Annotated in this window: 17 protein-coding genes and 1 riboswitch; of the genes, 8 read left to right on the top strand and 9 right to left on the bottom strand. The window is 69.0% G+C overall.

Going from position 1 to position 22,977, the window contains the following annotated elements:
- Positions 1 to 15 precede the first annotated feature (15 nt).
- From B7438_RS14985 to B7438_RS14955, 7 genes are all read right to left on the bottom strand, one after another.
- Positions 16 to 378 carry an iron chaperone gene (locus tag B7438_RS14985; RefSeq protein WP_085370478.1) on the bottom strand — a complete coding sequence of 121 codons (363 nt, stop codon included), beginning with the start codon at positions 376 to 378 and terminating at the stop codon, positions 16 to 18.
- 28 nt (positions 379 to 406) lie between these two features.
- On the bottom strand, positions 407 to 1,993 hold the full coding sequence (locus B7438_RS14980) for an MDR family MFS transporter (protein ID WP_085370477.1): 1,587 nt from the start codon (positions 1,991 to 1,993) through the stop codon (positions 407 to 409).
- Positions 1,994 to 2,063: 70 nt separating this feature from the next.
- Positions 2,064 to 3,206, bottom strand: a complete 1,143-nt coding sequence (locus B7438_RS14975; protein WP_085370476.1) for a cysteine desulfurase family protein — start codon at positions 3,204 to 3,206, stop codon at positions 2,064 to 2,066.
- Entirely contained in the window at positions 3,203 to 4,075 is an 873-nt protein-coding gene (gene nadC / locus B7438_RS14970; protein ID WP_085370475.1) for a carboxylating nicotinate-nucleotide diphosphorylase, read from the bottom strand. Before nadC ends, B7438_RS14975 begins: the two co-directional genes overlap by 4 nt.
- Positions 4,069 to 5,649, bottom strand: coding sequence for an L-aspartate oxidase (gene nadB, locus B7438_RS14965; protein ID WP_085370474.1), 1,581 nt, complete (start codon positions 5,647 to 5,649; stop codon positions 4,069 to 4,071). Before nadB ends, nadC begins: the two co-directional genes overlap by 7 nt.
- Position 5,650: 1 nt before the next feature.
- Positions 5,651 to 6,949 (bottom strand): quinolinate synthase NadA, encoded by a 1,299-nt coding sequence (nadA, locus tag B7438_RS14960; RefSeq protein ID WP_085370473.1) that lies wholly within the window; start codon positions 6,947 to 6,949, stop codon positions 5,651 to 5,653.
- Positions 6,946 to 7,701 (bottom strand): NUDIX domain-containing protein, encoded by a 756-nt coding sequence (locus B7438_RS14955; protein WP_085370472.1) that lies wholly within the window; start codon positions 7,699 to 7,701, stop codon positions 6,946 to 6,948. The genes nadA and B7438_RS14955 overlap by 4 nt, the downstream gene beginning before the upstream one ends.
- A gap of 150 nt (positions 7,702 to 7,851) precedes the next feature.
- Positions 7,852 to 7,952: riboswitch (glycine riboswitch) on the top strand.
- Between the two features lie 168 nt (positions 7,953 to 8,120).
- Here B7438_RS14955 and gcvT point away from each other — a divergent pair.
- Genes gcvT through gcvP form a run of 3 tightly spaced genes read left to right on the top strand, consistent with a single transcriptional unit; the run spans position 8,121 to position 12,598 of the window.
- Positions 8,121 to 9,290, top strand: a complete 1,170-nt coding sequence (gcvT, locus tag B7438_RS14950; protein WP_085370471.1) for a glycine cleavage system aminomethyltransferase GcvT — start codon at positions 8,121 to 8,123, stop codon at positions 9,288 to 9,290.
- A 2-nt stretch (positions 9,291 to 9,292) separates the two neighbouring features.
- Entirely contained in the window at positions 9,293 to 9,664 is a 372-nt protein-coding gene (gene gcvH / locus B7438_RS14945; protein WP_085370470.1) for a glycine cleavage system protein GcvH, read from the top strand.
- 15 nt (positions 9,665 to 9,679) lie between these two features.
- Entirely contained in the window at positions 9,680 to 12,598 is a 2,919-nt protein-coding gene (gene gcvP / locus B7438_RS14940) for an aminomethyl-transferring glycine dehydrogenase (protein WP_085370469.1), read from the top strand.
- A 78-nt stretch (positions 12,599 to 12,676) separates the two neighbouring features.
- On the opposite strand, the gene B7438_RS14935 is transcribed toward gcvP, so the two are convergent.
- On the bottom strand, positions 12,677 to 13,471 hold the full coding sequence (locus B7438_RS14935) for a CPBP family intramembrane glutamic endopeptidase (RefSeq protein ID WP_085370468.1): 795 nt from the start codon (positions 13,469 to 13,471) through the stop codon (positions 12,677 to 12,679).
- Positions 13,472 to 13,743: 272 nt separating this feature from the next.
- On the opposite strand from B7438_RS14935, the gene B7438_RS14930 reads away from it, so the two are divergent.
- The 3 genes from B7438_RS14930 (at position 13,744) to B7438_RS14920 (ending at position 18,271) form a co-directional block, all read left to right on the top strand.
- Entirely contained in the window at positions 13,744 to 15,534 is a 1,791-nt protein-coding gene (locus tag B7438_RS14930; RefSeq protein WP_085370466.1) for an ABC transporter family substrate-binding protein, read from the top strand.
- Between the two features lie 191 nt (positions 15,535 to 15,725).
- The gene (locus B7438_RS14925; RefSeq protein ID WP_085370465.1) at positions 15,726 to 17,258 is read left to right on the top strand and encodes an ABC transporter permease; all 1,533 of its coding nucleotides are present in this window, start codon (positions 15,726 to 15,728) and stop codon (positions 17,256 to 17,258) included.
- A complete protein-coding gene (locus B7438_RS14920) occupies positions 17,258 to 18,271 on the top strand; it encodes an ABC transporter permease (RefSeq protein ID WP_085370463.1) in 1,014 nt (337 codons plus the stop codon). The genes B7438_RS14925 and B7438_RS14920 overlap by 1 nt, the downstream gene beginning before the upstream one ends.
- Before the next feature lie 59 nt (positions 18,272 to 18,330).
- Here B7438_RS14920 and B7438_RS14915 read toward each other — a convergent pair whose 3' ends face one another.
- Positions 18,331 to 18,957, bottom strand: coding sequence for a PH domain-containing protein (locus B7438_RS14915; protein ID WP_085370461.1), 627 nt, complete (start codon positions 18,955 to 18,957; stop codon positions 18,331 to 18,333).
- An 86-nt stretch (positions 18,958 to 19,043) separates the two neighbouring features.
- On the opposite strand from B7438_RS14915, the gene B7438_RS14910 reads away from it, so the two are divergent.
- Both B7438_RS14910 and typA read left to right on the top strand, forming a co-directional pair.
- The gene (locus tag B7438_RS14910; protein ID WP_085370460.1) at positions 19,044 to 20,897 is read left to right on the top strand and encodes an ABC transporter ATP-binding protein; all 1,854 of its coding nucleotides are present in this window, start codon (positions 19,044 to 19,046) and stop codon (positions 20,895 to 20,897) included.
- Positions 20,898 to 21,022: 125 nt separating this feature from the next.
- Positions 21,023 to 22,945 carry a translational GTPase TypA gene (gene typA / locus B7438_RS14905; protein WP_085370458.1) on the top strand — a complete coding sequence of 641 codons (1,923 nt, stop codon included), beginning with the start codon at positions 21,023 to 21,025 and terminating at the stop codon, positions 22,943 to 22,945.
- Positions 22,946 to 22,977: the final 32 nt, after the last annotated feature.

Genomic DNA, 22,977 nt, shown 5'->3' with positions numbered 1-22,977 from the left:
CCGCGAACCTCACGCTCACCCCGCCGCTTCGCCCACGCGGTACTCGATGATGGTGCGCAGCGTCTCCACCCCGAGCGGCTTCTCCGGCGCGAAGTGCAGGGTCGCGCCGCTGAGCGTGCCCTCGGTGAGCGTCCCGGCGAGGGCCGCCGCCGCAGACGGGCTCATCAACAGCAGGCTGCACTCCTTCGCCGTGGCCGAGAGGCCGATCAGGGCGCGGCCGCGGTGCCGGAAGATCGGCACGCGGTAGCTGATGACCTGCTCCGTGTCCGGCAGCACCTCGACGATGCGGTCGCGCACCGTGCGCAGCGCCGACGAGAAGGGTTCGCCGATCCGGTCGAGGTATTCGTCGACCGTGTCTGCGTCGACTCCGCGTGCCATGCCTGCCTCCTGTCCGGCCGCCGCGCGGTCAGTGCGCGACGTGCCCTTCCGGTGCGATCACGTCCGCCGGCTTGCGGATGAAGAACGCGCCGACCACCGCGAACAGCGAGATGATCGCCGCCGCGAGGAACGCCATCCGGATGCCACCCGCCGTGGCGGGGACGATGCTCGTGCCCGCGCTGACCAGCGAGGCCGTGTGCGCCGACATGATCGCGACGAGCAGGGCTGTTCCCGCTGCTCCCGCCACCTGCTGCACCGTGCCCACGATCGCGCTGCCGTGCGAGTAAAGGTTCGGCGGCACCGCGCCGAGCCCTGCCGTGAACAGCGGCGTGAACATGAGGGCGAGTCCGATGCTCAGCGTGACGTGCCCGGCCAGGACGAGGTACTGCGAGGTGTGCTCGGTGATGAGCGTGAATCCCCAGAGCGCCAGGCTGACCAGGATCGCGCCGGGCACGACCAGCACGCGCGGCCCGAACCGGTCGTACACGCGGCCGACGAACGGCGCGAGCAGCCCCATGACGAGACCGCCCGGGAGGAGCAGCAGACCGGTCGCGAGCGTGTCGAGGCCGAGGACGTGCTGCAGGTAGAGCGGGAGCACGATGATGACGCCGAACATCGCCGCCGTGCTGATCGCCATCAGCGCGATCGACACCGTGAAGATCGGCGACCGGAACGTGCGCAGGTCGAGCAGTGCGCTGTCGCGGCGCTGCAGGATGAGCTGGCGCAGGATGAACGCGGTCAGGGCCACCACGCCGACCGCCAGCGACACCCACATCACCGCTGGCGAGCTGCCGGGGCCGGATGCGCCGGTCTGGCTGAGACCGTAGAGCAGCCCGCCGAACCCGAACGCCGACAGGATGACGGAGAGCACGTCGACCTTGACCTTCTGCGGGTCGGTGACGTTCTCGACGAACTTGATGCCGATGAGCAGCATGACCACGGCGATCGGCAGCACGATCAGGAAGATCCAGCGCCAGTCGAGGTAGTTGAGGATGAAGCCGGAGATGGTCGGGCCGATGGCGGGCGCGACGGAGATCACGATCGAGACGTTGCCCATCGTGCGGCCGCGCTTGTTCGGCGGCACGAGCGTCATCAGGGTGGTCATCAGCAGCGGGATCATGATGGCCGTGCCGGACGCCTGGATGACGCGCGCGACGACGAGCAGCCCGAAGCCGGGCGCCAGGGCGGCCGACAGCGTTCCCAGCGAGAACAGGCTCATCGCGGCGATGAAGATGCTGCGCGTGCTGAATCGCTGCAGCAGGAAGCCGGTGATCGGGATGACGACGGCCATCGTCAGCATGAACGCCGTGGACAGCCACTGGGCCGCGAGCGCGTCGATCCGCAGGTCGTCCATCAGCTTCGGGATGGCGACCGACATGATCGTCTCGTTGAGGATGACGACGAACGTGGCGGAGAGCAGCAGCCAGATCACCCGATTGTTGCGCTTGGTGTGATCGGGCGCCGCAGCGACGCCGGCACCGGCCGTTCCTCCCGTCGAGACGTCGGCGGCGGATCCGGCGACCGCGAGGTCGTCGAAGGCGGGGTCGGCGAGCGCCTCAGGCGCGGGCGGGGTGTTCTCAGTCACGGGTTCGAGCGTAGCGACGGCCACCGACATGCGGGGTGTCGGCCGTGTTAACGTTTCCGGCGTTCACTCTGCGCGTAATCGATGCGTTCGCATCGGCGGATCAGCGGCCGAGCGCCGCGACCTCTCTGACGGCGTCCCCGACGGCCGCGGCCACCCCGGCGAGCTGGTCGACGTCGACCTCCGGACCCCAGGAGAACCGCACGGCCGTGCGGGCGACGTCCTCCTCGTAGCCGAGCGCCAGCAGTACGTGCGACGCATCCTCGCTGCCCGCGGCGCACGCCGATCCGCTCGACGAGACGACACCGCGCCGTTCCAGTTCGAGCAGGATCGTCTCGCCGTTGCTGCCGGGGAACACGAACGACGCCGTGCCGGGCAGCCGCGCCGATGGATGCCCGGTGAGCCGCGCATCCGGGAGCTCGGCCAGCACGGCGGCCACGAACGCATCCCGTGCGCGGGCGGCGGCAGCGGCCTGCGGCTCGCGGTTCGCCGCCGCGAGCCGCACCGCCGTGGCCAGCCCGACCGCACCGGCGACGTTCTCGGTGCCGGAGCGCTTGCCGCGCTCCTGCCCTCCTCCGTGCAGCACGGGTTCGATCGGGATGCGTCCGCGAACGAACAGGGCGCCGATCCCTTTCGGGGCGCCGAGCTTGTGGCCGGAGACGCTGAGCGCATCCACGCCGAGCGTCGTCACGTCGAGCGGCAGCCAGCCCGCCGCCTGCACGGCGTCCGTGTGGAACGGGACGCGCAGCTCGCGCGTCAGCGCGGTCAGCCGGGCGATCGGCTGGACGGTGCCGACCTCGTTGTTGGCGAGCATCACGCTGGCGAGAGTGGTGTCCGGGCGGAGCAGCGCGGCGAACGCGTCGACGTCGATCAGCCCGTCGCGGCCGACCGGCGCGTAGTCGACGGTGAAGCCGTGCTGCCGCACCAGGTAGTCCACGGAGGCGAGGACCGCCTCGTGCTCGATGGCGGTCGTCACGATGTGCCGCCCGCGTGGGGTGGCCAGCGCGATGCCCTTGATCGCGAGGTTGTCCGCCTCCGTGCCTCCTGAGGTGAAGACGACCTCCGACGCACGGCAGCCCAGCCACGCAGCCACCGTCGCCCGCGCGTCGGCGAGGGCGCGCGCCGCTGACTCTCCGACGCCGTGGTGGCTCGACGGGTTGCCGAAGTCGCCGGTGAGATACGGCCACATCGCTTCGAGGACCTCGCGACGCACCGCCGAGGTGGCCGCCGCGTCGAGGTAGATCATGTCGCGTCCGGCTCCGCATCCAGCACGACGTCGAGCCCCAGATCGAGCGCGCGCACGCTGTGCGTCAGCGCGCCGACCGAGATGACGTCCACGCCGGTCTCCGCGACGCTGCGCACGGTGGAGAGGTTCACGTTGCCGCTCGCATCCACGATGGCCCGACCGGCGACCAGTGCGACCCCTTCGCGCAGCTGTTCGACGGTGAAGTTGTCGAGCATGATCGTGTCGACGCCCGCGGCGAGCACCGGCTCGATCTGGTCGATGCGGTCCACCTCGACCTCGAGGTGCGTGGTGTGCGAGAGCTGCGCGCGCACGGCCAGCAGCGCCTCCGTCACCGACAGCCCGGACTGCTCGGTGAGCACGGCCAGGTGGTTGTCCTTCGCCATCACCGCGTCGGACAGGGAGAACCGGTGGTTGTGGCCGCCGCCGCTGCGCACGGCGTGGCGCTCGAAGGCGCGCAGTCCCGGCGTGGTCTTCCTGGTGTCGACGATGCGGGCGCCGGTGTGCGCGACCTCGGCGACGTAGGACGCCGTGAGGGTCGCGATCCCGCTCATCCTCTGCACGAAGTTGAGGGCGACCCGCTCCGCCTGCAGCACGGATCGTGCCGGCCCGGACACCGTGGCGAGCGTGTCCCCGGCCTGGAAGGCGTCGCCGTCCGCGACCGCGAGCTCGACCGCGATGCGCGGGTCGGTGATCGTCATCGCGGCGGCGAACACGGCCCCGCCGGAGAACGTCCCCGCCTCGCGCGCGGCCAGCCGGGCCGTGGCATATGCCGTCTCGGGAATGAGCAGAGCCGAGGTGAGATCGCCCCACGGCGCGTCCTCGACGAGGGCGGCCCGCACGACGGTCTGGATGGTCTGGTCGGTCAGCATGGAACGGTCACCTCGGTGTCGATCAGGGCAGTGGCGAAAGCGGAGTGCGCGGGGCGCGCGGTGCGCACGGTGTGCCGCCCGTCCGCCGACGGCGCGGGGAAGTCGGAGCGGAAGTGCGCGCCGCGCGACTCCTCCCGGCCGAGCGCCGACGAGACGACGAGCCTGGCCAGGTCGAGCAGGTTGGCGTCCTCGCGCTCGGCGCGCGTGCGGTGCGTCCTGGATGCGCGCCACCCGGTGAGCACGCCGAGCGCCGCATCCAGTCGCTCCCTGTCGCGGTGCACGCCCGCGGCGTCCCAGAGCAGCGCCTGCAGCTGCGCGCGGTCCACCGGTACGGCATCGGGTCGTTCCGTCCGCTCTCCGGCAGTGGATGCGAGAGCCCCGTCCAGCCACGCCGGCGCCTCCGGCCACGCATCGCCGCGGTCGATCGCGGCGACGGCGCGGTGCGCGAACACCAGCCCTTCCAGCAGCGAGTTCGACGCCAGCCGGTTGGCGCCGTGCGCTCCCGTGCAGGCCACCTCGCCGACCGCGTACAGCCCGGGCAGTGTGCTGCGACCGCTCGTGTCCGTGGCGACCCCGCCCATCCAGTAGTGGGCAGCGGGCGTGACGGGCACGGGCTCGTGCGACCAGTCCAGCCCGGCCGCCCGGCAGGCGGCGTCGATGGTGGGGAAGCGCTTCGCCAGGAAGTCGGCGCCGAGCGCCGTCGCGTCGAGGACGACGGGACGCCCGCCCTGCGCGGCCATCTCGACAGCGATGCCCCGGGCGACCACGTCGCGCGGCGCGAGTTCCGCATCCGGATGCACGTCGAGCATGAACCGCTCGCCGCGCGCGTTCCGCAGCACCGCGCCCTCGCCGCGCACGGCCTCCGACACCAGGAACGAGCCGGGGATCGCGAGCGCTGTCGGGTGGAACTGGTAGAACTCCAGGTCGGCGACGGCGGCACCCGCGCGCCACGCTGCGGCGACGCCGTCTCCGGTGGTGACCGCCGGGTTGGTGGTGTGCGCGTAGAGCTGTCCTGCCCCTCCGCTGGCCAGCACGACGGCGTCGGCGTCGAGCACCTCGGTGGTGCCGTCGGCGAGCAGCAGTTCGACGCCGGTCACGGCGCCGTCCTGCACGATCAGGTCGCAGAGGAACGCCTGCTCCACGATCCGCGTTCCGGATGCCCGAACGGCGCGCACGAGCGCCCGCTCGATCTCCGCGCCGGTCGCGTCTCCGCCCGCGTGCAGCACGCGCGCGTTCGAGTGGGCGGCTTCCAGACCGCGGGCGAGGTCGCGGCCCGAGCGGTCGAAGGCGACGCCGAACGCGATCAGGTCGCGGATGCGGTCCGGGCCCTCCGCGCAGAGCGCGACCACCGCATCCCGCACGTTCAGTCCGGCCCCGGCGCGCAGCGTGTCCGCGACGTGCGACTCGACGCTGTCGTCGGCGAAGTACGCTGCGGCGATCCCGCCCTGCGCGTACGCGGTGTTGCTCTCGGCGAGCTCGGCTTTCGTGACGAGCGTGACACTGTTAGTCCTGCTCGCCTCGACGGCGGCGACCAGTCCGGCGATGCCGCTGCCGACCACCACGACCCTGGCCATGTCAGGCCGCCATCGTGGTGTCCGGCCGCGCGGCGAGCATGCGCTCGAGCGCGACCCTGGCCGGCTCCGCGACATCCGGCGACACCTGGATGCGGTTCAGCACCTCGCCGCGCACCAGGCCTTCCAGCACCCAGGCCAGGTAGCCGGGGTGGATGCGGTACATGGTCGAGCAGGGGCAGACGATCGAGTCGAGGCAGAAGATGGTGTGTTGCGGGAACTGCGCGGCCAGGCGCTGCACCAGGTTGATCTCGGTGCCGATGGCGAACGTCGACCCCGCCGGGGCCGCCGCGATGGCCTTGACGATGTAGTCGGTCGAGCCGTACTCGTCCGCGGCGTCGACGACCTCCATCGGGCACTCCGGGTGCACGATCACGCGCACGCCGGGGAACTCGGCCCTCGCGTGCTCGATCTGGCCGACGGTGAAGCGCTTGTGCACGGAGCAGAAGCCGTGCCAGAGGATGACACGCGCATCCTGCAGCGTGTCTACGTCGGTGCCGCCGAGCGGCTTGCGCGGGTTCCAGAGCGGCATCTGCTCGACGGGGACGCCCATCGCCTTGGCGGTGTTGCGGCCGAGGTGCTGGTCGGGGAAGAACAGCACGCGCTGCCCGCGCTCGAACGCCCAGGTCAGCACGGTCTCCGCGTTGGAGGAGGTGCAGACGATGCCGCCGTGCTCGCCGCAGAAGCCCTTGAGGGCGGCGGACGAGTTCATGTACGTGACCGGGATGACCGGCACGCGGCCGTCCGCATCCGGTTCGGTGCCGTACAGCTCTTCGAGCTGCTCCCAGCACTCGGTCACGGAGTCGATGTCCGCCATGTCGGCCATCGAGCATCCGGCAGCGAGGTTGGGCAGGATGACCGCCTGCTCCGGCCGCGAGATGATGTCGGCGGTCTCCGCCATGAAGTGCACGCCGCAGAAGACGATCGCCTCCGCCTCCGGCTTGGCCTTCGCGGCGTTGGCCAGCTGGAAGGAGTCGCCAACGAAGTCGGCGTACTGCACGACCTCATCGCGCTGGTAGAAGTGGCCGAGCGTCACGACCCTGTCGCCGAGTGTCGCCTTCGCGGCGAGGATGCGGTCGTGCAGTTCCTCCTTGGACGCAGTGCGGTACTCCTCCGGCAGCTCGCCCTGGCGCGGCGCATCCACCGGGATGGGGTCGGCCATCGACGCGCCTGGACCGTACGACGGCGCGAGGGAGTCGAACGTCCAGGGGGCGTCGACGAGGTCGGGGGTGCAGGTCTCGCCGTTCAGCTCGCCGGTGGCGATGAGCTGGATGGTGGTGTCGACCGAGGCGATGGTGCTCATTCTTCTCTACTCTCGAACGGTACTGCTGCTGGTTGTGCGGCGAAGGGATGCTGCTGGCGGGGGAGTGGTCCGGCGTCGGCGAGGTCGATGGAGTCGTTGTACCGGTAGAGGCGCGGCGGCCGGTGCCGGGTGCCGGTGAGGTACTGGTCTGTCGCGACCACGGCGCCGGAGCCCTCGATGGTGCGGCGGAAGTTGGCGGGGTCGAGCGGGCGCCCGAGCACCGCCTCGTGCACCTCGCGCAGCTGGGCGAGCGTGAAGGTCTCGCCGAGGAAGGCGTGCGCGATGCGGGAGTACTCCATCTTGGTGCGCAGGCGCCAGAGGGCGTACTCGACGATGAGCTTGTGGTCGAAGGCGAGGCTCGGCAGGTCGTCGGCGGGGAACCAGCGCACGTTCTCCCCGACGCTCGCTCGTGCGGCCTCCTCGCTGCGCACCAGCGCCCAGTAGACGATCGACACGACGCGCTCCGCCCCCGTCGACCGGGATGCGTCGCCGAACGCGTACAGCTGCTCCAGGTAGCGCGGGGTCAGCCCCGTCGTGTCGTTGAGGGTGCGCGCGGCGGCGAACGCGAGGTCCTCGTCCCCGTGCAGGGGACCGCCCGGCAGTGCCCAGCATCCCTCGAACGGCTGGCGGACGCGGCGCACGAGCGGAAGCCACACGCTCGCGATGTCGCCCGTCTCCTCGTCGTTGCGGAGCGAGAAGATCACGGTGGAGACGGCGAGCATGGCGCTCACGCGCTGGTGGCTGTCGGCCATCCCGTCCTCCCTCCGCCGCGACGCACGTAAAGGTCACTGTGACACTAAGTGGTTGCGATCATCTTAGTGTCATGGTGACCAGAACCACAATCGGGTGTGGTCGGTTATGCTGAGCGGCAGCAGCACCACACAACAGAACACTGGGCCATCGAGGTCGATGCGGGAGAGCCGGAAGCGCTATGGCGCGGAATCGGCACCGAAGGAGCAATCCTCCCCGACAATCTCTCAGGTACGCGTACCGCATCGGACTGGCCACTCTGAAAAGCAGGGCGACGCCACAACCGCGCCCTCGCCCACGGTGAAAGCCGCGCGTCAGCGCGGTGAAACTCTCAGGCCGGATGACAGAGGGGGAGTTCTCACACGGATCGCGCTGCGCTCCGTGCCCAACTCCCGGCGACGGCCGGCGAATCGGAGAACTCATGACCTCGCACGACACAGACCGCCTCTCCCCGCTGCACGACGCCCACCAGGCGGCAGGAGCATCCTTCACGGACTTCGCCGGCTGGCAGATGCCCGTCCGGTACTCCAGCGACCTCGCCGAGCACCACGCCGTCCGGCAGGCTGCCGGTCTCTTCGACCTGTCCCACATGGCCGAGATCGTGGTCATCGGGCCGGAGGCGGGGGCCGCGCTCGACTACGCGCTGGCCGGCAAGCTGTCCGCCGTCGCCATCGACCAGGCCAAGTACAGCCTGCTGCTGTCCCGTTCGGGCGGGATCGTCGACGACCTCGTCGTCTACCGCACCGGCGAAGACCGCTACATGGTGGTCGCCAACGCCTCCAACCGGCACCAGGTCGCCGAGGAGCTGCGCAGCCGCACAGCGCCGTTCGACGCCGAGGTGTTCGACGAGAGCGACGACATCGCCCTCATCGCCGTGCAGGGACCGGCGGCGCTGTCCATCCTCACCGCCACTCCCGGCTTCGCCGTCGAGGGCGGGGCGCACGACGGAGACGACTTCGCCGCCCGCGTCGGCGCGCTCAAGTACTACTGGTCGCTCCCCGCGCTGTACGAGACGCATCCCGTGCTCGTGGCACGCACCGGATACACCGGGGAGGACGGCTTCGAGCTGTACCTCGCGCCGGACAACGCCCCGCAGCTGTGGGATGCGCTGCTCGAGGCGGGAGCGGAGCAGGGCCTCGTGCCCGCCGGGCTCGCCAGCCGCGACACGCTGCGCCTCGAAGCCGGCATGCCGCTCTACGGTCACGAGCTGGGCCTCGACGTCTACCCCGCACAGGCCGGGCTCGGCCGCGTGGTCAACCTGGCGAAGGACACCGACTTCGTCGGACGCGCCGCCAGCGAGGACGGACCGGATGCCGAGGCTCCGGTGCTCGTCGGACTGATGGGGGAGGGGAAGAGGGCCGCCCGCGCCGGATATCCCGTCTACGCCACCAGCGCGGTGGACGGCGGAGACGAGGCCGTCGGCGTCGTCACCTCCGGCGCCCTCTCGCCGACCATCGGCGTACCCATCGCGATGGCGTACGTCGCTCCGCGCTTCGCACGGCCGGGAACAGAACTGCACGTCGACATCCGCGGCAACCGCCTCGGGTACACCGTCACCGCCCTCCCCTTCTACAGCAGAAAGAAGCACTAGTCATGGCCGCAGAACAGGACCTCAAATACACCGCCGAGCACGAGTGGCTCCTCGTCGACGGCGACACCGCGACGGTCGGCATCACCGCGTACGCGGCGGAGAAGCTGGGCGACGTGGTCTTCGTCGAGCTCCCTGCCGTCGGCAGCGAGGTGGCGGAGGGAAAGGTCGTCGGCGAGATCGAGTCGACCAAGTCGGTCGGCGAGCTGTTCGCGCCGGTCGACGGCACCGTCACCGAGATCAACGACGCGGTGGTGGATGCGCCGGAGCTCGTCAACAGCGACCCGTTCGGCGACGGCTGGCTCGTCAAGGTCGCCTTCACCACTCTCCCCACCCTCCTGAGCTACGACGAATACGCCGCCCTCACGGGCGAGTGAGGCACTCCCACTTCGATGACTGAACTCTTCCAGACGCGTCACATCGGCACCGGCGACGACGCGCAGCGCACCATGCTGTCCTCCATCGGCTACGAGACGGTCGCCGACCTGGTCACCGCCGCCGTGCCGGACACGATCAGGGTCGACCCCGGATACGAGTCCGTGCTTCCCGCGGCGGCCAGTGAGCGCGCCGCCCTCCGCGAACTGCGTGGCCTGGCCGCGCAGAACACGGTCAACACGTCGCTGATCGGCCTCGGGTACTACGGCACGATCACCCCGGCCGTGATCAAGCGCAACGTGCTGGAGAACCCGAGCTGGTACACCGCGTACACGCCGTACCAGCCCGAGATCTCGCAGGGCCGCCTGGAAGCCCTGATCAACTTCCAGACGATGGTCTCCGACCTCACCGGGCTCGACACGGCCAACGCGTCCATGCTGGACGAGGGCACCGCGGTCGTCGAGGGGATGCTGCTCGCACGCCGCGCATCCAAGGTGAAGTCGTCGACGTTCGTCGTCGACGCCGACACGTTCCCGCAGACGCTCGCGCTGCTGCGCAACCGGGCGGACGCTGTCGGCATCGAGCTCGTGGTGCTCGACCTCGCCTCCACGCCGGCGGATGACGCCAGGCTCTCCGACGCATTCGGGCTGTTCGTGCAGTATCCGGGGGCGTCCGGCCGGGTCTGGGACCCGTCCGCCGTGTTCGCCGCCGCGAAGGCGGGCGGCGCGATCATCGTCGCCGCCGCCGACCTGCTCGCCCTCACCCAGCTGCGCTCGCCGGGCGAGCTGGGCGCGGACGTCGCCGTGGGCACCAGCCAGCGCTTCGGCGTCCCGATGGGCTTCGGCGGCCCGCACGCCGGCTACATGGCCGTGCGCTCCGGTCTGGAGCGCCAGCTGCCCGGCCGCCTCGTCGGGGTGTCCCAGGATGCGGTGGGCAAGCCCGCGTACCGGCTCACCCTGCAGACGCGCGAGCAGCACATCCGGCGCGAGAAGGCCACCTCGAACATCTGCACGGCACAGGTGCTGCTGGCGGTCATGGCCGCGATGTACGCGGTCTACCACGGCCCGCGTGGGCTGAAGGCGATCGGCCGGCGCGTTCACCTGACGGCCGCGACGGTCGCCGGTGTGCTCCGCGAGCGCGGCGTCGACGTGATCTCCGACTCGTTCTTCGACACCATCCAGGTGCGCGTCGCCGACGCGGCGGCCACGGTCGCCGCCGCCCACGAGCGCGGCATCCTGCTGCACGCCGCGGACGCGTCCACGGTGTCGATCAGCTTCGACGAGGAGACGGCGACGGACATCGCCGAGGGCTCGTCGCTCTACGCCGACCTGCTCGCCATCCTCGGCGCGGGGGAGCGCACCGGCGGCGCGGACATCCGAATGGTTGGCGGCACCCCGTCGTTCGAGCCCTCGCTCATCCGGTCGAGCGCATACCTGACCCACCCGGTCTTCAACACCCACCACTCCGAGACCGCCATGATGCGGTACCTCAAGTACCTGGCCGACAAGGACTACGCGCTCGACCGCGGCATGATCCCGCTCGGCTCCTGCACGATGAAGCTCAACGCGGCGACCGAGATGGAGGCGGTGACCTGGCCGGAGTTCGCCGGACTGCACCCATACGCCCCCGCTGACGACGTGCGCGGCTCCCTCGCGCTGATCGACCAGCTGGAGACCTGGCTGGCCGACGTCACCGGATACGACTCCGTCTCGCTGCAGCCGAACGCCGGCAGCCAGGGCGAGCTGGCCGGGCTCCTCGCGATCCGCGGCTACCACCGCTCGCGTGGCGACCTCGCCCGCACGGTCTGCCTGATCCCGCAGAGCGCCCACGGCACCAATGCGGCGTCCGCCGTGCTCGCCGGGATGTCGGTCGTGGTCGTGGCCTGCGACGAGCTGGGCAACGTCGACCTCGACGACCTGCGCGCCAAGATCGCCGAGCACGCGGACACGCTCGCGGCGCTCATGATCACCTACCCGTCCACCCACGGCGTGTACGAGCACGAGGTCCTCGCGATCACGCAGGCCGTGCACGACGCCGGCGGCCAGGTCTACGTCGACGGCGCGAACCTCAACGCGCTGCTCGGCTACGCCCGGTTCGGCGACTTCGGCGGAGACGTCAGCCACCTCAACCTGCACAAGACGTTCTGCATCCCGCACGGCGGTGGCGGCCCCGGTGTCGGCCCCGTCGCGGCGAAGGCGCACCTCGCGCCGTTCCTGCCCGGCCACCCGCTGGCTCAGGATGCGACGCACGCTCTGTCGACGTCGAGTGGTGCCGGCGGAGACCGCGTCGAGCACGCGGGCGGCCCGGTGTCGAGCGCGCCGTACGGATCGCCGAGCATCCTGCCGATCAGCTGGGCGTACGTCAGGATGATGGGCGCCGCCGGGCTCCGGGATGCGACAGGTGCGGCCGTCCTCGCCGCCAACTACGTCGCCGTCAAGCTGCGCGACGCGTTCCCGGTGCTCTACGCGGGCGACAACGGGCTGGTGGCGCACGAGTGCATCCTGGACCTGCGGCCGCTCACAGAGCAGACCGGCGTGACGGTCGACGACGTGGCGAAGCGCCTGATCGACTTCGGCTTCCACGCCCCGACGATGAGCTTCCCTGTCGCCGGCACGCTGATGGTCGAGCCGACCGAGAGCGAAGACCTCGCGGAGCTCGACCGTTTCGTGACCGCGATGATCGCGATCCGCGCCGAGGCCGACGCCGTGGCGGCGGGGGACTGGCCGGTCGACGACAACCCGCTGCGCGGCGCCCCGCACACCGCGGAGTCCGTCATCTCCGGCGAGTGGACCCACCCGTACACCCGTGAGCAGGCCGTCTACCCCGTCCCCGGCATCGTGCGCGCCAAGTACTGGCCGCCCGTCCGCCGCATCGACCAGGCATACGGAGACCGCAACCTCTTCTGCGCCTGCCCGCCTCCCGAAGCCTTCGCCTAGACCAAAACAATCGAGTCCGAACTTGTTCACGCCCTCATTCGGCGTGTCGCGTGAATACGTTCGGGCTCGATTGTCGCTTTAAGCGAAGACGTGCGGCCAGAGGGCGACGGCGAGCGGGTAGCCGACGAACGAGACGATGTCGATGACGACGTGGGCGACCACCAGCGGCATCACGCGGCCCCAGCGGGTGTAGCACCAGCCGAACACGACGCCCATGATCGCGTTGCCCACGAACGGGCCGAACCCCTGATAGAGGTGGTAGCTGCCGCGCAGCAGGGCGGCGGAGACGATGATGGTCCACTTCCCCCAGCCGAGCTGGCGCAGCCGGGTGAAGAGGTAGCCGACGATGATGACCTCCTCCTGCAGCCCCGCGCGCAGTGCGGCGAACACCAGGATCGGGATGGTCCACCAGTGCGTGTCGAGCGGGGACGCCTGCACCTGCACGGTCACCCCCACCAGCCGCCCGAGCGCGTAGAACAGGATGCCGGGCACGCCGATCGCGAGGAACAGCAGCATCCCGCCGCCCAGGTCGGGCAGCGGGCGCGTGAGGTCGAAGCCGATCCGCCGGAATCCGCTGCGCTCGCGCTGCCAGAGCAGGAAGATCACCAGCGCGACGGCGAACAGCGGGAACAGGTTGCCGAGGAACTGATAGGTGAAGTCCAGCCACTCCCTGGTGCTCTGCGACGGGTTCACCTGCGCCGTCTGGTCGGCCAGCGGTGTCGTGTCCGTCGTCCGGGCGATGATCTCGACGATCGAGTAGACCGCCGACGCTCCCAGCGAGAGGCCGAGGACGATCGCGATCTCCCACCAGAGCCGCGGGCGCTGCGCGCGTTCGAGCGGAATCTCGGCGGACCAGGGTGTTTCACGGCTCATAGAGGCATCTTGCCAGGTCTCGCGCATCCACCTCTGGATGCGGTTTGTCCACTCCAAACGGGTGGATGCGCTCGATTCATTGCGCGACACACGCGAATTCAGCCGTTTTTGTGTGCATCGTGCAATTTTCCGCCAACCGAGTTACCACTGTGTAACGTTTTGCCGCCCCGTTTTGCATTCAAACCGTGCGATACCTAGGGTCATTCTTATCCAGCGCGGTCCGGACGCACTCGCATGTCCGCGGCCGTCGCACACTTCGCACAGGAGGAACATTGCACATCAAGGGAAGAAAGGTCAGGTACGCGGTCAGCGCGGTCGCCATTGCCGGCGTCGCAGCGCTCGCACTGTCTGCCTGCACCACGACCGGCAGCACCGGCGGGTCCAGCGCGGCGAAGGGCGGCACCGTGACGGTCGCCGTCGTGAACGACTTCACGTCGTTCAACTCGCAGACCCCGCAGGGCAACCTGGACACCAACGGCCAGGTCGGCTACCTCAACGGCTCGTACGGAACCGGGTTCCAGTACATCGACAACAACTACAAGATCGTCCACGACGACAAGTTCGGCAAGTTCGAGAAGACCTCGGACGACCCGCTGACGGTCAAGTACACGCTGAACAAGGACGACAAGTGGTCGGATGGCCAGCCCGTCACCGCTGACGACATGGTCCTCGCTTGGGCGATCGCCTCCGGATACTACGACTCGGCGACCACCGACGACCAGGGCGCCGTCACCAAGGGAACGCAGTACTTCTCGATCGCCGGCTCGACCGCCGGTCTCGACACCACCGGCTTCCCGACCGTCGGCGACAACAACACGTCGATCACCCTGAAGTACGGCACCCCCTACGTGGACTGGGAGCTCGTCAACCCGATCGCGCAGCCCGCGCACATCGTCGCCAAGAAGGCCGGCCTCTCCTCGGCCGCCGACCTGACGAAGCTGCTCAAGGGTCTGCCCAAGGGCGACAAGGACAACCCCGCCGCTCCGGACGCCACGCTCAAGAAGGCTGCTGACTTCGTCAACACCGGCTACGACGTGACCGCGTTCCCGACCGACAAGGACCTCCTGGTCTCCTCCGGCCCGTTCGTGGTGTCCAGCTGGACCCCCGGACAGTCGCTGACGATGACGAAGAACAAGTACTACGCGGGCGGCCTCAAGCCGAACGTGGACAAGGTCGTCTTCCGCATCATCCCCGACGCGAACGCCCAGGTCACCGCTCTCCAGAACGGTGAGGTCGACATCATCAACCCGCAGGCCTCCGCCGACACGATCACCGCGCTGAAGAACACCAGCGCCAAGGTCCTCACCGGTGCCCAGGCCTCGTACGACCACCTCGACCTGAACTTCGGCTCGCCGACGTTCGCGGACGCCAAGGTGCGCGAAGCGTTCCTGAAGACCATCCCGCGTCAGCAGATCCTCGACTCGATCGTCACCCCGGTCGACTCGAAGGCAAAGGTCCTCAACTCGCAGATCTTCCTGCCCAACCAGGAACAGTACGCGGACACCGTGAAGATGAACGGTTCTGACAAGTTCGACAAGGTCGACATCGACGGCGCCAAGGCGCTCCTCGCCGGTGCCACCCCGACCGTCCGGATCCTCTACAACACGAACAACCCGAACCGCGTCGACGAGTTCCAGGCCATCTCGGCCTCGGCCTCCAAGGCTGGCTTCAAGGTTGTCGACGCCGGTTCGCCCGACTGGAGCAAGCTCCTCCCGGGTGGCGACTACGACGCCTCGCTCTTCGGCTGGATCAGCCCTGGTGCAGGCACCACGCAGCTCCCGCAGCTGTTCACCACCAACGGTGGCGGTAACTACAACCGTTACTCGGCGGCGAACGACCTCGCGGTGAAGTCGCAGATCACGCTCGACAAGGACGAGCTCACCAAGATCGAGCAGCAGATCGACGCCAAGACGTTCGCTGACGGCTACGGCCTGCCGCTCTTCCAGCTGCCCGGTGTCTTCGGCGCGACGTCCCGTGTGGACGGCGTCAAGTTCAACGGCGGACAGTCTGGTCCGTTCTGGAACTTCTGGGAGTGGTCGGTCAAGTCGTCCACCGCGAAGTAACAGCTCCAACAGTGAGAGTGCCCGGGTGAACCCCGGGCACTCTCCTGCCGCGGGGCGTCGGCGGTTTCGTCGACGCCCCGTATCATGTAGTCGGTGGACGAGACCCGTTCATCCATTCCGAAACGCGTCGACGCGGGCCGAGTGCCCGCCACCCCCGAGTTGGCGCGCACTGTCAGTGAGGTTTTCAACCTATGGCGAGTTTCATCCTGAGACGCCTCCTCGTCTCGGTGCTCATCATCATCGCCGCATCGTTCCTGATGTACATGCTGGTCGCGTATAGCGCCGACCCGCTTGCAGACCTGCGGAGCAGCAATTCCCCCAACAAGACCCAGTTGATCAACGCCAGGATCCAGCTCCTGCAACTGGATGTGCCCCCGCCGTTGCGCTGGGTGCTCTGGCTGGGAGGTGCGGCCAAGTGCCTCATCCCGTTCGCCAACTCCTGTGACCTGGGCTCCACGATCTCGAACGCGAAGGTCGTCGACATCCTGCCGCAGGCCCTCGGGGCGACGGTCCAGCTGGTCACCGTCGCACTGATCCTCGCGATCCTGCTCGGTGTCACCATCGGTATCGTCACCGCCCTCCGCCAGTACAGCGGACTCGACAATGTCGTCACGTTCCTCAGCTTCTTCCTGTACTCGCTCCCGGCGTTCCTCGTGGCCGTGCTCCTCAAGGAGTTCGTCGCGATCGGCTTCAACAACTTCCTCGCGCATCCGACGATCCAATGGTGGGTCGCCGCGTTGATCGGGGTGGTCGCCGGTCTGATCTGGCAGTCGCTGATCGGCGGTGACATGAGGCGGCGTGCCACCACGTTCCTCATCTCCGGCGTCGCGACTGCCGGTGTCCTGCTGCTCATGTCCGCGACGAACTGGTTCCTGGCCCCCGGCCTCGGCCCGGTGGTCATGATCATCCTGACCGCTGCCGTCGTGCTGGGAACGACCGCGCTGGTCTCCGGACTGCAGAACCGCAGGGCGCTGCTCACCGCGGGGATCACCGGCGCGATCACGATCGTCTGCTACTTCGCGCTGCAGCCGCTATTCGACATCTCGTCGGTCGCGACCATCATCATCCTGATCGTCGTCGCCATCCTGGTGAGCCTCGCCATCGGCTACTTCGTCGGCGGGTACGACCGCGGTCAGAACATGCGTGTCGGCGTCATCGTCACGATCGTCTCCGGCGCCCTGGTGCTGCTCGACCGCTTCATGCAGGCGTGGCCGCAGTACTTCCAGGACACCAACGGCCGCCCGATCGCGACCGTCGGCTCGTCGACGCCGGGACTCGACGGCGACATCTGGGTGACGGGACTCGACACGTTCACCCACCTGGCGCTGCCGACCGTCGCGCTGCTGCTCATCTCGTTCGCCTCGTACACCAGGTACTCCCGGGCCGGGATGCTCGAAGTCCTCAACCAGGACTTCATCCGCACCGCGCGGGCGAAGGGTCTGCCGGAGCGCACCGTCGTCGTCCGTCACGCCTTCCGCAACATGCTCATCCCGATCACCACCCTGATCGCGTTCGACGTGGGCGCCCTCCTCGGTGGCGCCATCATCACGGAGCACGTCTTCGCCATCCCCGGCATGGGTTCGCTGTTCAACCTGGGCCTCCAGCGTGGTGACCTCAACCCCGTGATGGCGTACTTCGTGGTGATCGCCGCGATGGCCATTCTGTTCAACTTCCTCGCGGACCTCGCGTATGCCGCACTCGACCCGAGAGTGAGGGTCCGATAATGTCCAGCACCGAACCCATGATCGCCGATGAGCTGCAGGCCCCGACCGCACCCCCGGTCAGCCAGGGCAGACTCATCTGGAAGCGGTTCCTGTCCAACAAGATCGCCATCGTCAGCGCGATCCTGTTCATCCTGATCCTGCTGTTCTCGATCTCCGCGATCGGCATCGGCCCGATCCACGGCTGGTGGAAGTACGACTTCAAGGAGCTGAACGACCAGGTCAAGCAGGGCGTCCCCACCGCGGAGCACCCGTTCGGCCAGGACCGCATCGGCAAGGACTACTTCGCCCTCGTGATGCGCGGCATCCAGAACTCGGTGCTGGTGATGGTCATCATCGGCGCGATCGCCAGCATCGTCGGCGTCGTCGTCGGAGCCATCGCCGGCTACTTCCGCGGCCTGGTCGATGCCATCCTGATGCGCATCACCGACGTGTTCATCGTCATCCCGGCCCTCGTCGTCGGCTCCGTCGTCGGTCACTGGACCGGCGGCCTCGGCGCCCCGACCCTGGCCCTGATGCTCGGGTTCTTCTCCTGGATGGGCATCGCGCGTCTGGTGCGCGGCGAGTTCCTCTCGCTGCGCGAGCGCGAGTTCGTGGAGGCTGCGCGCGTCGCAGGCGCCTCGGACATGCGCATCATCTTCAAGCACATCCTGCCGAACGCCATCGGCGTCGTCATCGTGTCCTCGACGCTGATCATGGCCGCGGCCATCCTCCTCGAGACCGCGTTGTCCTACCTCGGCTACGGCATCCGTCCGCCGGACGCGTCGCTCGGCCTCCTGATCAGCTCGAACCAGTCGGCGTTCCAGACGCGACCGTGGCTGTTCTGGTGGCCCGGTGCGTTCATCGTGACGCTCGCGCTGCTCGTCAACTTCGTCGGCGACGGCCTGCGGGATGCGTTCGACCCCCGCCACCGCCGGTTCAACCTGCGCAAGATGCGCGAGGAGGAGCCGGAGCCCGGTGAGGGAGACGGCGGAAGCAGGAAGACCGGAGCCGCCATCGCGGAGGACGTGCTGTGACCAGCGCCGTCCTCGCCCTGCCCCTCGCCGCCGTGACCTCCTGGGCCGTGTCCCTCGGGTCAGGCGAGGAGCAGGGCGGCGACCGTGCCGGCGAGCAGGAGCACCAGGGCCGCAAGGCTCACCAGGTGCCAGCGCACCGTCACGGGCGTCTGGTCGGCGATTCCCGCCTCCAGCGCTCCGCTGTCGCGCAGCTGCGTCCAGCGGCGGCGCACCACCTCGGCGGCCGCGCCGGACGGGGTGGACAGCAGGTCGCCCGGGCGGCGCACACTGTCTTCGACGCTCGGCCGTCCGACGCGTCCCTTGGTCTCGCTGCGGGTCGCCCGCAGGGTCCTGGACGTCCCGGGAGCCGGAAGCGACCAGACGGCGTACTTGTGGCCGGGCGTGTAGAGCGTCAGTGCGTACTTCGTGTCGACGTTGATGAGCGCCTCCCACGGGATCTCGACGGTGCCGGTCACGTTGACCACCGTCAGGCCGCGGGTATCGACCACGAACAGCGGACGCCACAGCGTGACCCACGCCAGCAGGGCGATGAAGACGCACGGAACGATGTACAGCAGGCGCCGATCGTGGATGCTCACCAGCAGTCCGACGCTCAGCGCGGCGCACGCCGCCCAGATCAGGGCGGCAACGACCCGGTTGAACCGGGAGACGAACACCTCGCGTTCGTCGGCGGAGGTGTGAGGCATGTGACCATGCTCTCATTCCTTCCGTCGGCGGACGGCGACCGGAGACGCCGGGCGATCCCCGGCGCTCGCGAAAGGAACATCAACTCATGACCGACAACACCAACGGTCAGGCCGGCGTCGTGACCGACGCCCCCGTTCTGCAGGTCACCGACCTCTCGGTGGACTTCGGCGTCGACAACGTCTGGGTGCCGGCGGCCAAGAAGCTCAACTACTCGATCAAGGCCGGCGAAGTGCTGGCGATCGTCGGCGAGTCCGGCTCGGGCAAGAGCGCGAGCTCGATGGCGATCCTCGACCTCCTGCCGCAGAACTCGCGCGTGCGCGGCAGCATCAAGCTCGACGGCCGCGAGCTCACCGGGCTCTCCCCGCAGCAGATGCGGCGCGTGCGCGGACGCCAGGTGTCCGTGATCTTCCAGGAGCCGATGACGGCGCTGAACCCCGTGTACACGGTGGGCTTCCAGATCGTCGAGACCCTGCGCATCCACTTCGGGATGTCGCCGCACGAGGCGAAGGAGCGCGCCCTCGAGCTGCTCGACATGGTCGAGCTGCCCGACCCGGTGAAGGCGTTCAACTCCTACCCGCACCAGCTCTCCGGCGGTCAGCGGCAGCGCGCCATGATCGCGCAGTCGATCTCCTGCGACCCGAAGCTGCTCATCGCGGACGAGCCGACCACGGCCCTCGACGTCACGGTGCAGGCTGAGATCCTGGAGCTGCTGCGTTCGCTGCGCGACCGCCTCGACAGCGCCATCCTGCTGATCACGCACGACATGGGCGTCGTCGCCGACCTGGCGGACAACATCGTCGTGATGCGCAAGGGCGACATCGTCGAGTCCGGCACCGTCGCCGACGTGTTCGCCGCCCCGCAGCACCCGTACACGATCGCGCTGCTGGATGCGGTCCCGCACCTCGGTCAGCGCGACGACGACGCGATCGACACCACGGCAGCCCTCGCGGCTGGCACGGAGAACCCGGACGCCGAGTACGCCGAGCGCATCCGCACCAACGAGCGCATCGCCGCCGAGGAGCACGCCAAGTCCGAGATGGACAAGCGCGCGGTGGTCGTCGACTTCCAGAACGTGGCGATCGAGTACCCGAAGCACGGACGCGTTCCCGCGTTCCGCGCGGCGAGCGACATCAGCCTGCAGATCCACGAGGGAGAGGTCGTCGGACTGGTGGGGGAGTCCGGCTCGGGCAAGACCACCCTCGGCCGTGCGGCGATCGGCCTGCTGCCCATCCACTCCGGGAAGCTCGTGGTGGCAGGACAGGACATCAGCGACGCGAACCGCGACGAGATCCGCAAACTGCACCGCAACGTCGGCATCGTGTTCCAGGACCCGTCGTCGTCGCTGAACCCGCGCCTGCAGATCGCCGACTCGATCGGTGAGCCGCTGCGCCTGGCGAAGGGCCTCAAGGGCCAGGACCTGGCGAAGGAGGTCGACCGCCTGCTCGACAGCGTCGAGCTGCCGCGCGCGTACCGCAGCCGCTTCCCGCACGAGCTCTCCGGCGGTCAGAAGCAGCGCGTCGGCATCGCCCGCGCGCTGTCGCTGAAGCCCCAGGTGCTCATCGCAGACGAGCCGACCTCCGCGCTCGACGTGTCCGTGCAGGCACGCGTGCTCGACCTGATGCAGAACCTGCAGCGCGAGATGAACTTCGCCTGCCTCTTCATCACCCACGACCTCGCCGTCATCGACGTGCTCGCCGACCGCATCGCGGTGATGCACCACGGAAACCTGGTCGAGGTCGGCACCCGCAACGAGATCCTCCGCTACCCGAAGGAGGCGTACACGCAGCGCCTCCTCGCCGCGGTGCCGCTGCCGGACCCCGAGCAGCAGCGCGCCCGCCGCACGCTGCGGCTGGAACTGCTGGCCGCCGGCTCCGACGAGGGCGTCGTGCCCTCCGTCACCCTGCCGGAGGCGGAGCCGCCCGTCGCGCAGGGGCTGTAGCCCGCGCACGTCGCACCAGCACACAGAGGAGGGCCCGGCGCGGGATGCGTCGGGCCCTTCGCCATTCCCCTGATAGAATGGACCGTTCCCCACTTATCCTTCTGACGAGAGTCGAGTCTGCACGCATGTCCGAGAACGCCGTCGCCCACCGCGATGATCTGCGCAATGTCGCAATCGTCGCCCACGTCGACCACGGCAAGACCACGCTGGTCGACGCCATGCTCCGGCAGACGAATTCGTTCGGCGACCACGAACACGTCGAAGAGCGTGCCATGGACTCCAACGAGCTCGAGCGCGAGAAGGGCATCACGATCCTCGCCAAGAACACGGCGATCTCGTACAAGGGCAAGCACGCCACGAACGGCCCCATCACGATCAACGTGATCGACACCCCCGGCCACGCCGACTTCGGTGGCGAGGTCGAGCGCGGCCTGTCGATGGTCGACGGCGTCGTCCTGCTCGTCGACGCGTCGGAGGGTCCGCTGCCGCAGACCCGCTTCGTGCTGCGCAAGGCGCTCGAGGCCAAGCTTCCCGTCATCCTCGCTGTCAACAAGACCGACCGCGGCGATGCCCGCATCGAGGAGGTCGTGAGCGAGAGCCAGGACCTGCTGCTCGGTCTCGCCAGCGACCTCGCCGACGACGTGCCCGACCTCGACCTGGATGCGATCCTCGACGTTCCCGTCGTCTACGCCTCCGGCCGCGCAGGCGCCGCGAGCCGCAACCAGCCCGCCAACGGCGAGCTGCCCGACAACGACGACCTGGAGCCGCTGTTCGAGGCGATCCTCGAGCACATCCCGGCCCCCACCTACGACCCGAGCGCACCGCTGCAGGCGCACGTCACCAACCTCGACGCCTCGCCGTTCCTCGGTCGTCTCGCGCTGCTGCGCATCTTCAACGGCACCCTGAAGAAGGGCCAGACGGTCGCCTGGGTCCGTCACGACGGCGACGTGCACAACGTGCGCGTGACCGAGCTGATGATCACCAAGGCCCTCGACCGCTACCCGGCCGAGAGCGCCGGCCCCGGCGACATCGTCGCCGTCGCCGGTTTCGCCGACATCATGATCGGCGACACGCTGGCGGACCCGGAGGACATCCGTGCCCTCCCGGCCATCCACGTCGACGAGCCCGCCATCTCGATGACCATCGGCACCAACACCTCGCCGCTCGTCGGCAAGGTCAAGGGCCACAAGCTGACCGCTCGCATGGTCAAGGACCGCCTCGACCGCGAACTGGTCGGCAACGTCTCGCTCCGCGTGCTCGACATCGGGCGCCCGGATGCGTGGGAGGTCCAGGGCCGTGGAGAGCTCGCGCTCGCCATCCTGGTCGAACAGATGCGTCGCGAAGGCTACGAGCTCACCGTCGGCAAGCCGCAGGTGGTCACCAAGCGCGTCGACGGCAAGCTGCAGGAGCCGTTCGAGCACCTGACCATCGACGCGCCGGAGGAGTACCTCGGCGCCATCACGCAGCTCCTCGCCGCCCGCAAGGGCCGCATGGAGAACATGTCGAACCACGGCACCGGCTGGGTCCGCATGGAGTTCATCGTCCCGTCGCGCGGCCTCATCGGCTTCCGCACGGAGTTCCTCACCACCACGCGCGGCACCGGCATCGCCAACGCCATCGCGCACGGATACGACGACTGGGCCGGCCAGATCATCACCCGCAGCAACGGCTCCATCGTGGCCGACCGCTCCGGTGTGGTCACGCCGTTCGCCATCATCGCCCTGCAGGAGCGCATGACGTTCTTCGTGAACCCGACCGAAGAGGTCTACGAGGGCATGGTCATCGGTGAGAACTCGCGTGCAGACGACATGGACGTGAACATCACCAAGGAGAAGAAGCTGACCAACATGCGTCAGTCCACGGCAGACAACTTCGAGTCGATGACGCCGTCGCGTCAGCTGACGCTCGAGGAGTGCCTGGAGTTCGCCCGCGAGGACGAGTGCGTCGAGGTCACCCCGGAGGCCGTGCGCATCCGCAAGGTCGAGCTCGACTCGAACGCCCGCGCCCGTGCGACCTCCCGCCTCAAGAAGCAGGACCAGAACGCCTAACCAGCGTCCCGGCGCCATCGAGCCGGGAGTTG

This window comes from Leifsonia sp. NCR5 (assembly GCF_002105485.1).
Classification (GTDB): domain Bacteria; phylum Actinomycetota; class Actinomycetes; order Actinomycetales; family Microbacteriaceae; genus Leifsonia.
Note: the sequence above shows the minus strand (reverse complement) of the source record. Positions and strands in the feature narration are given on the sequence as shown.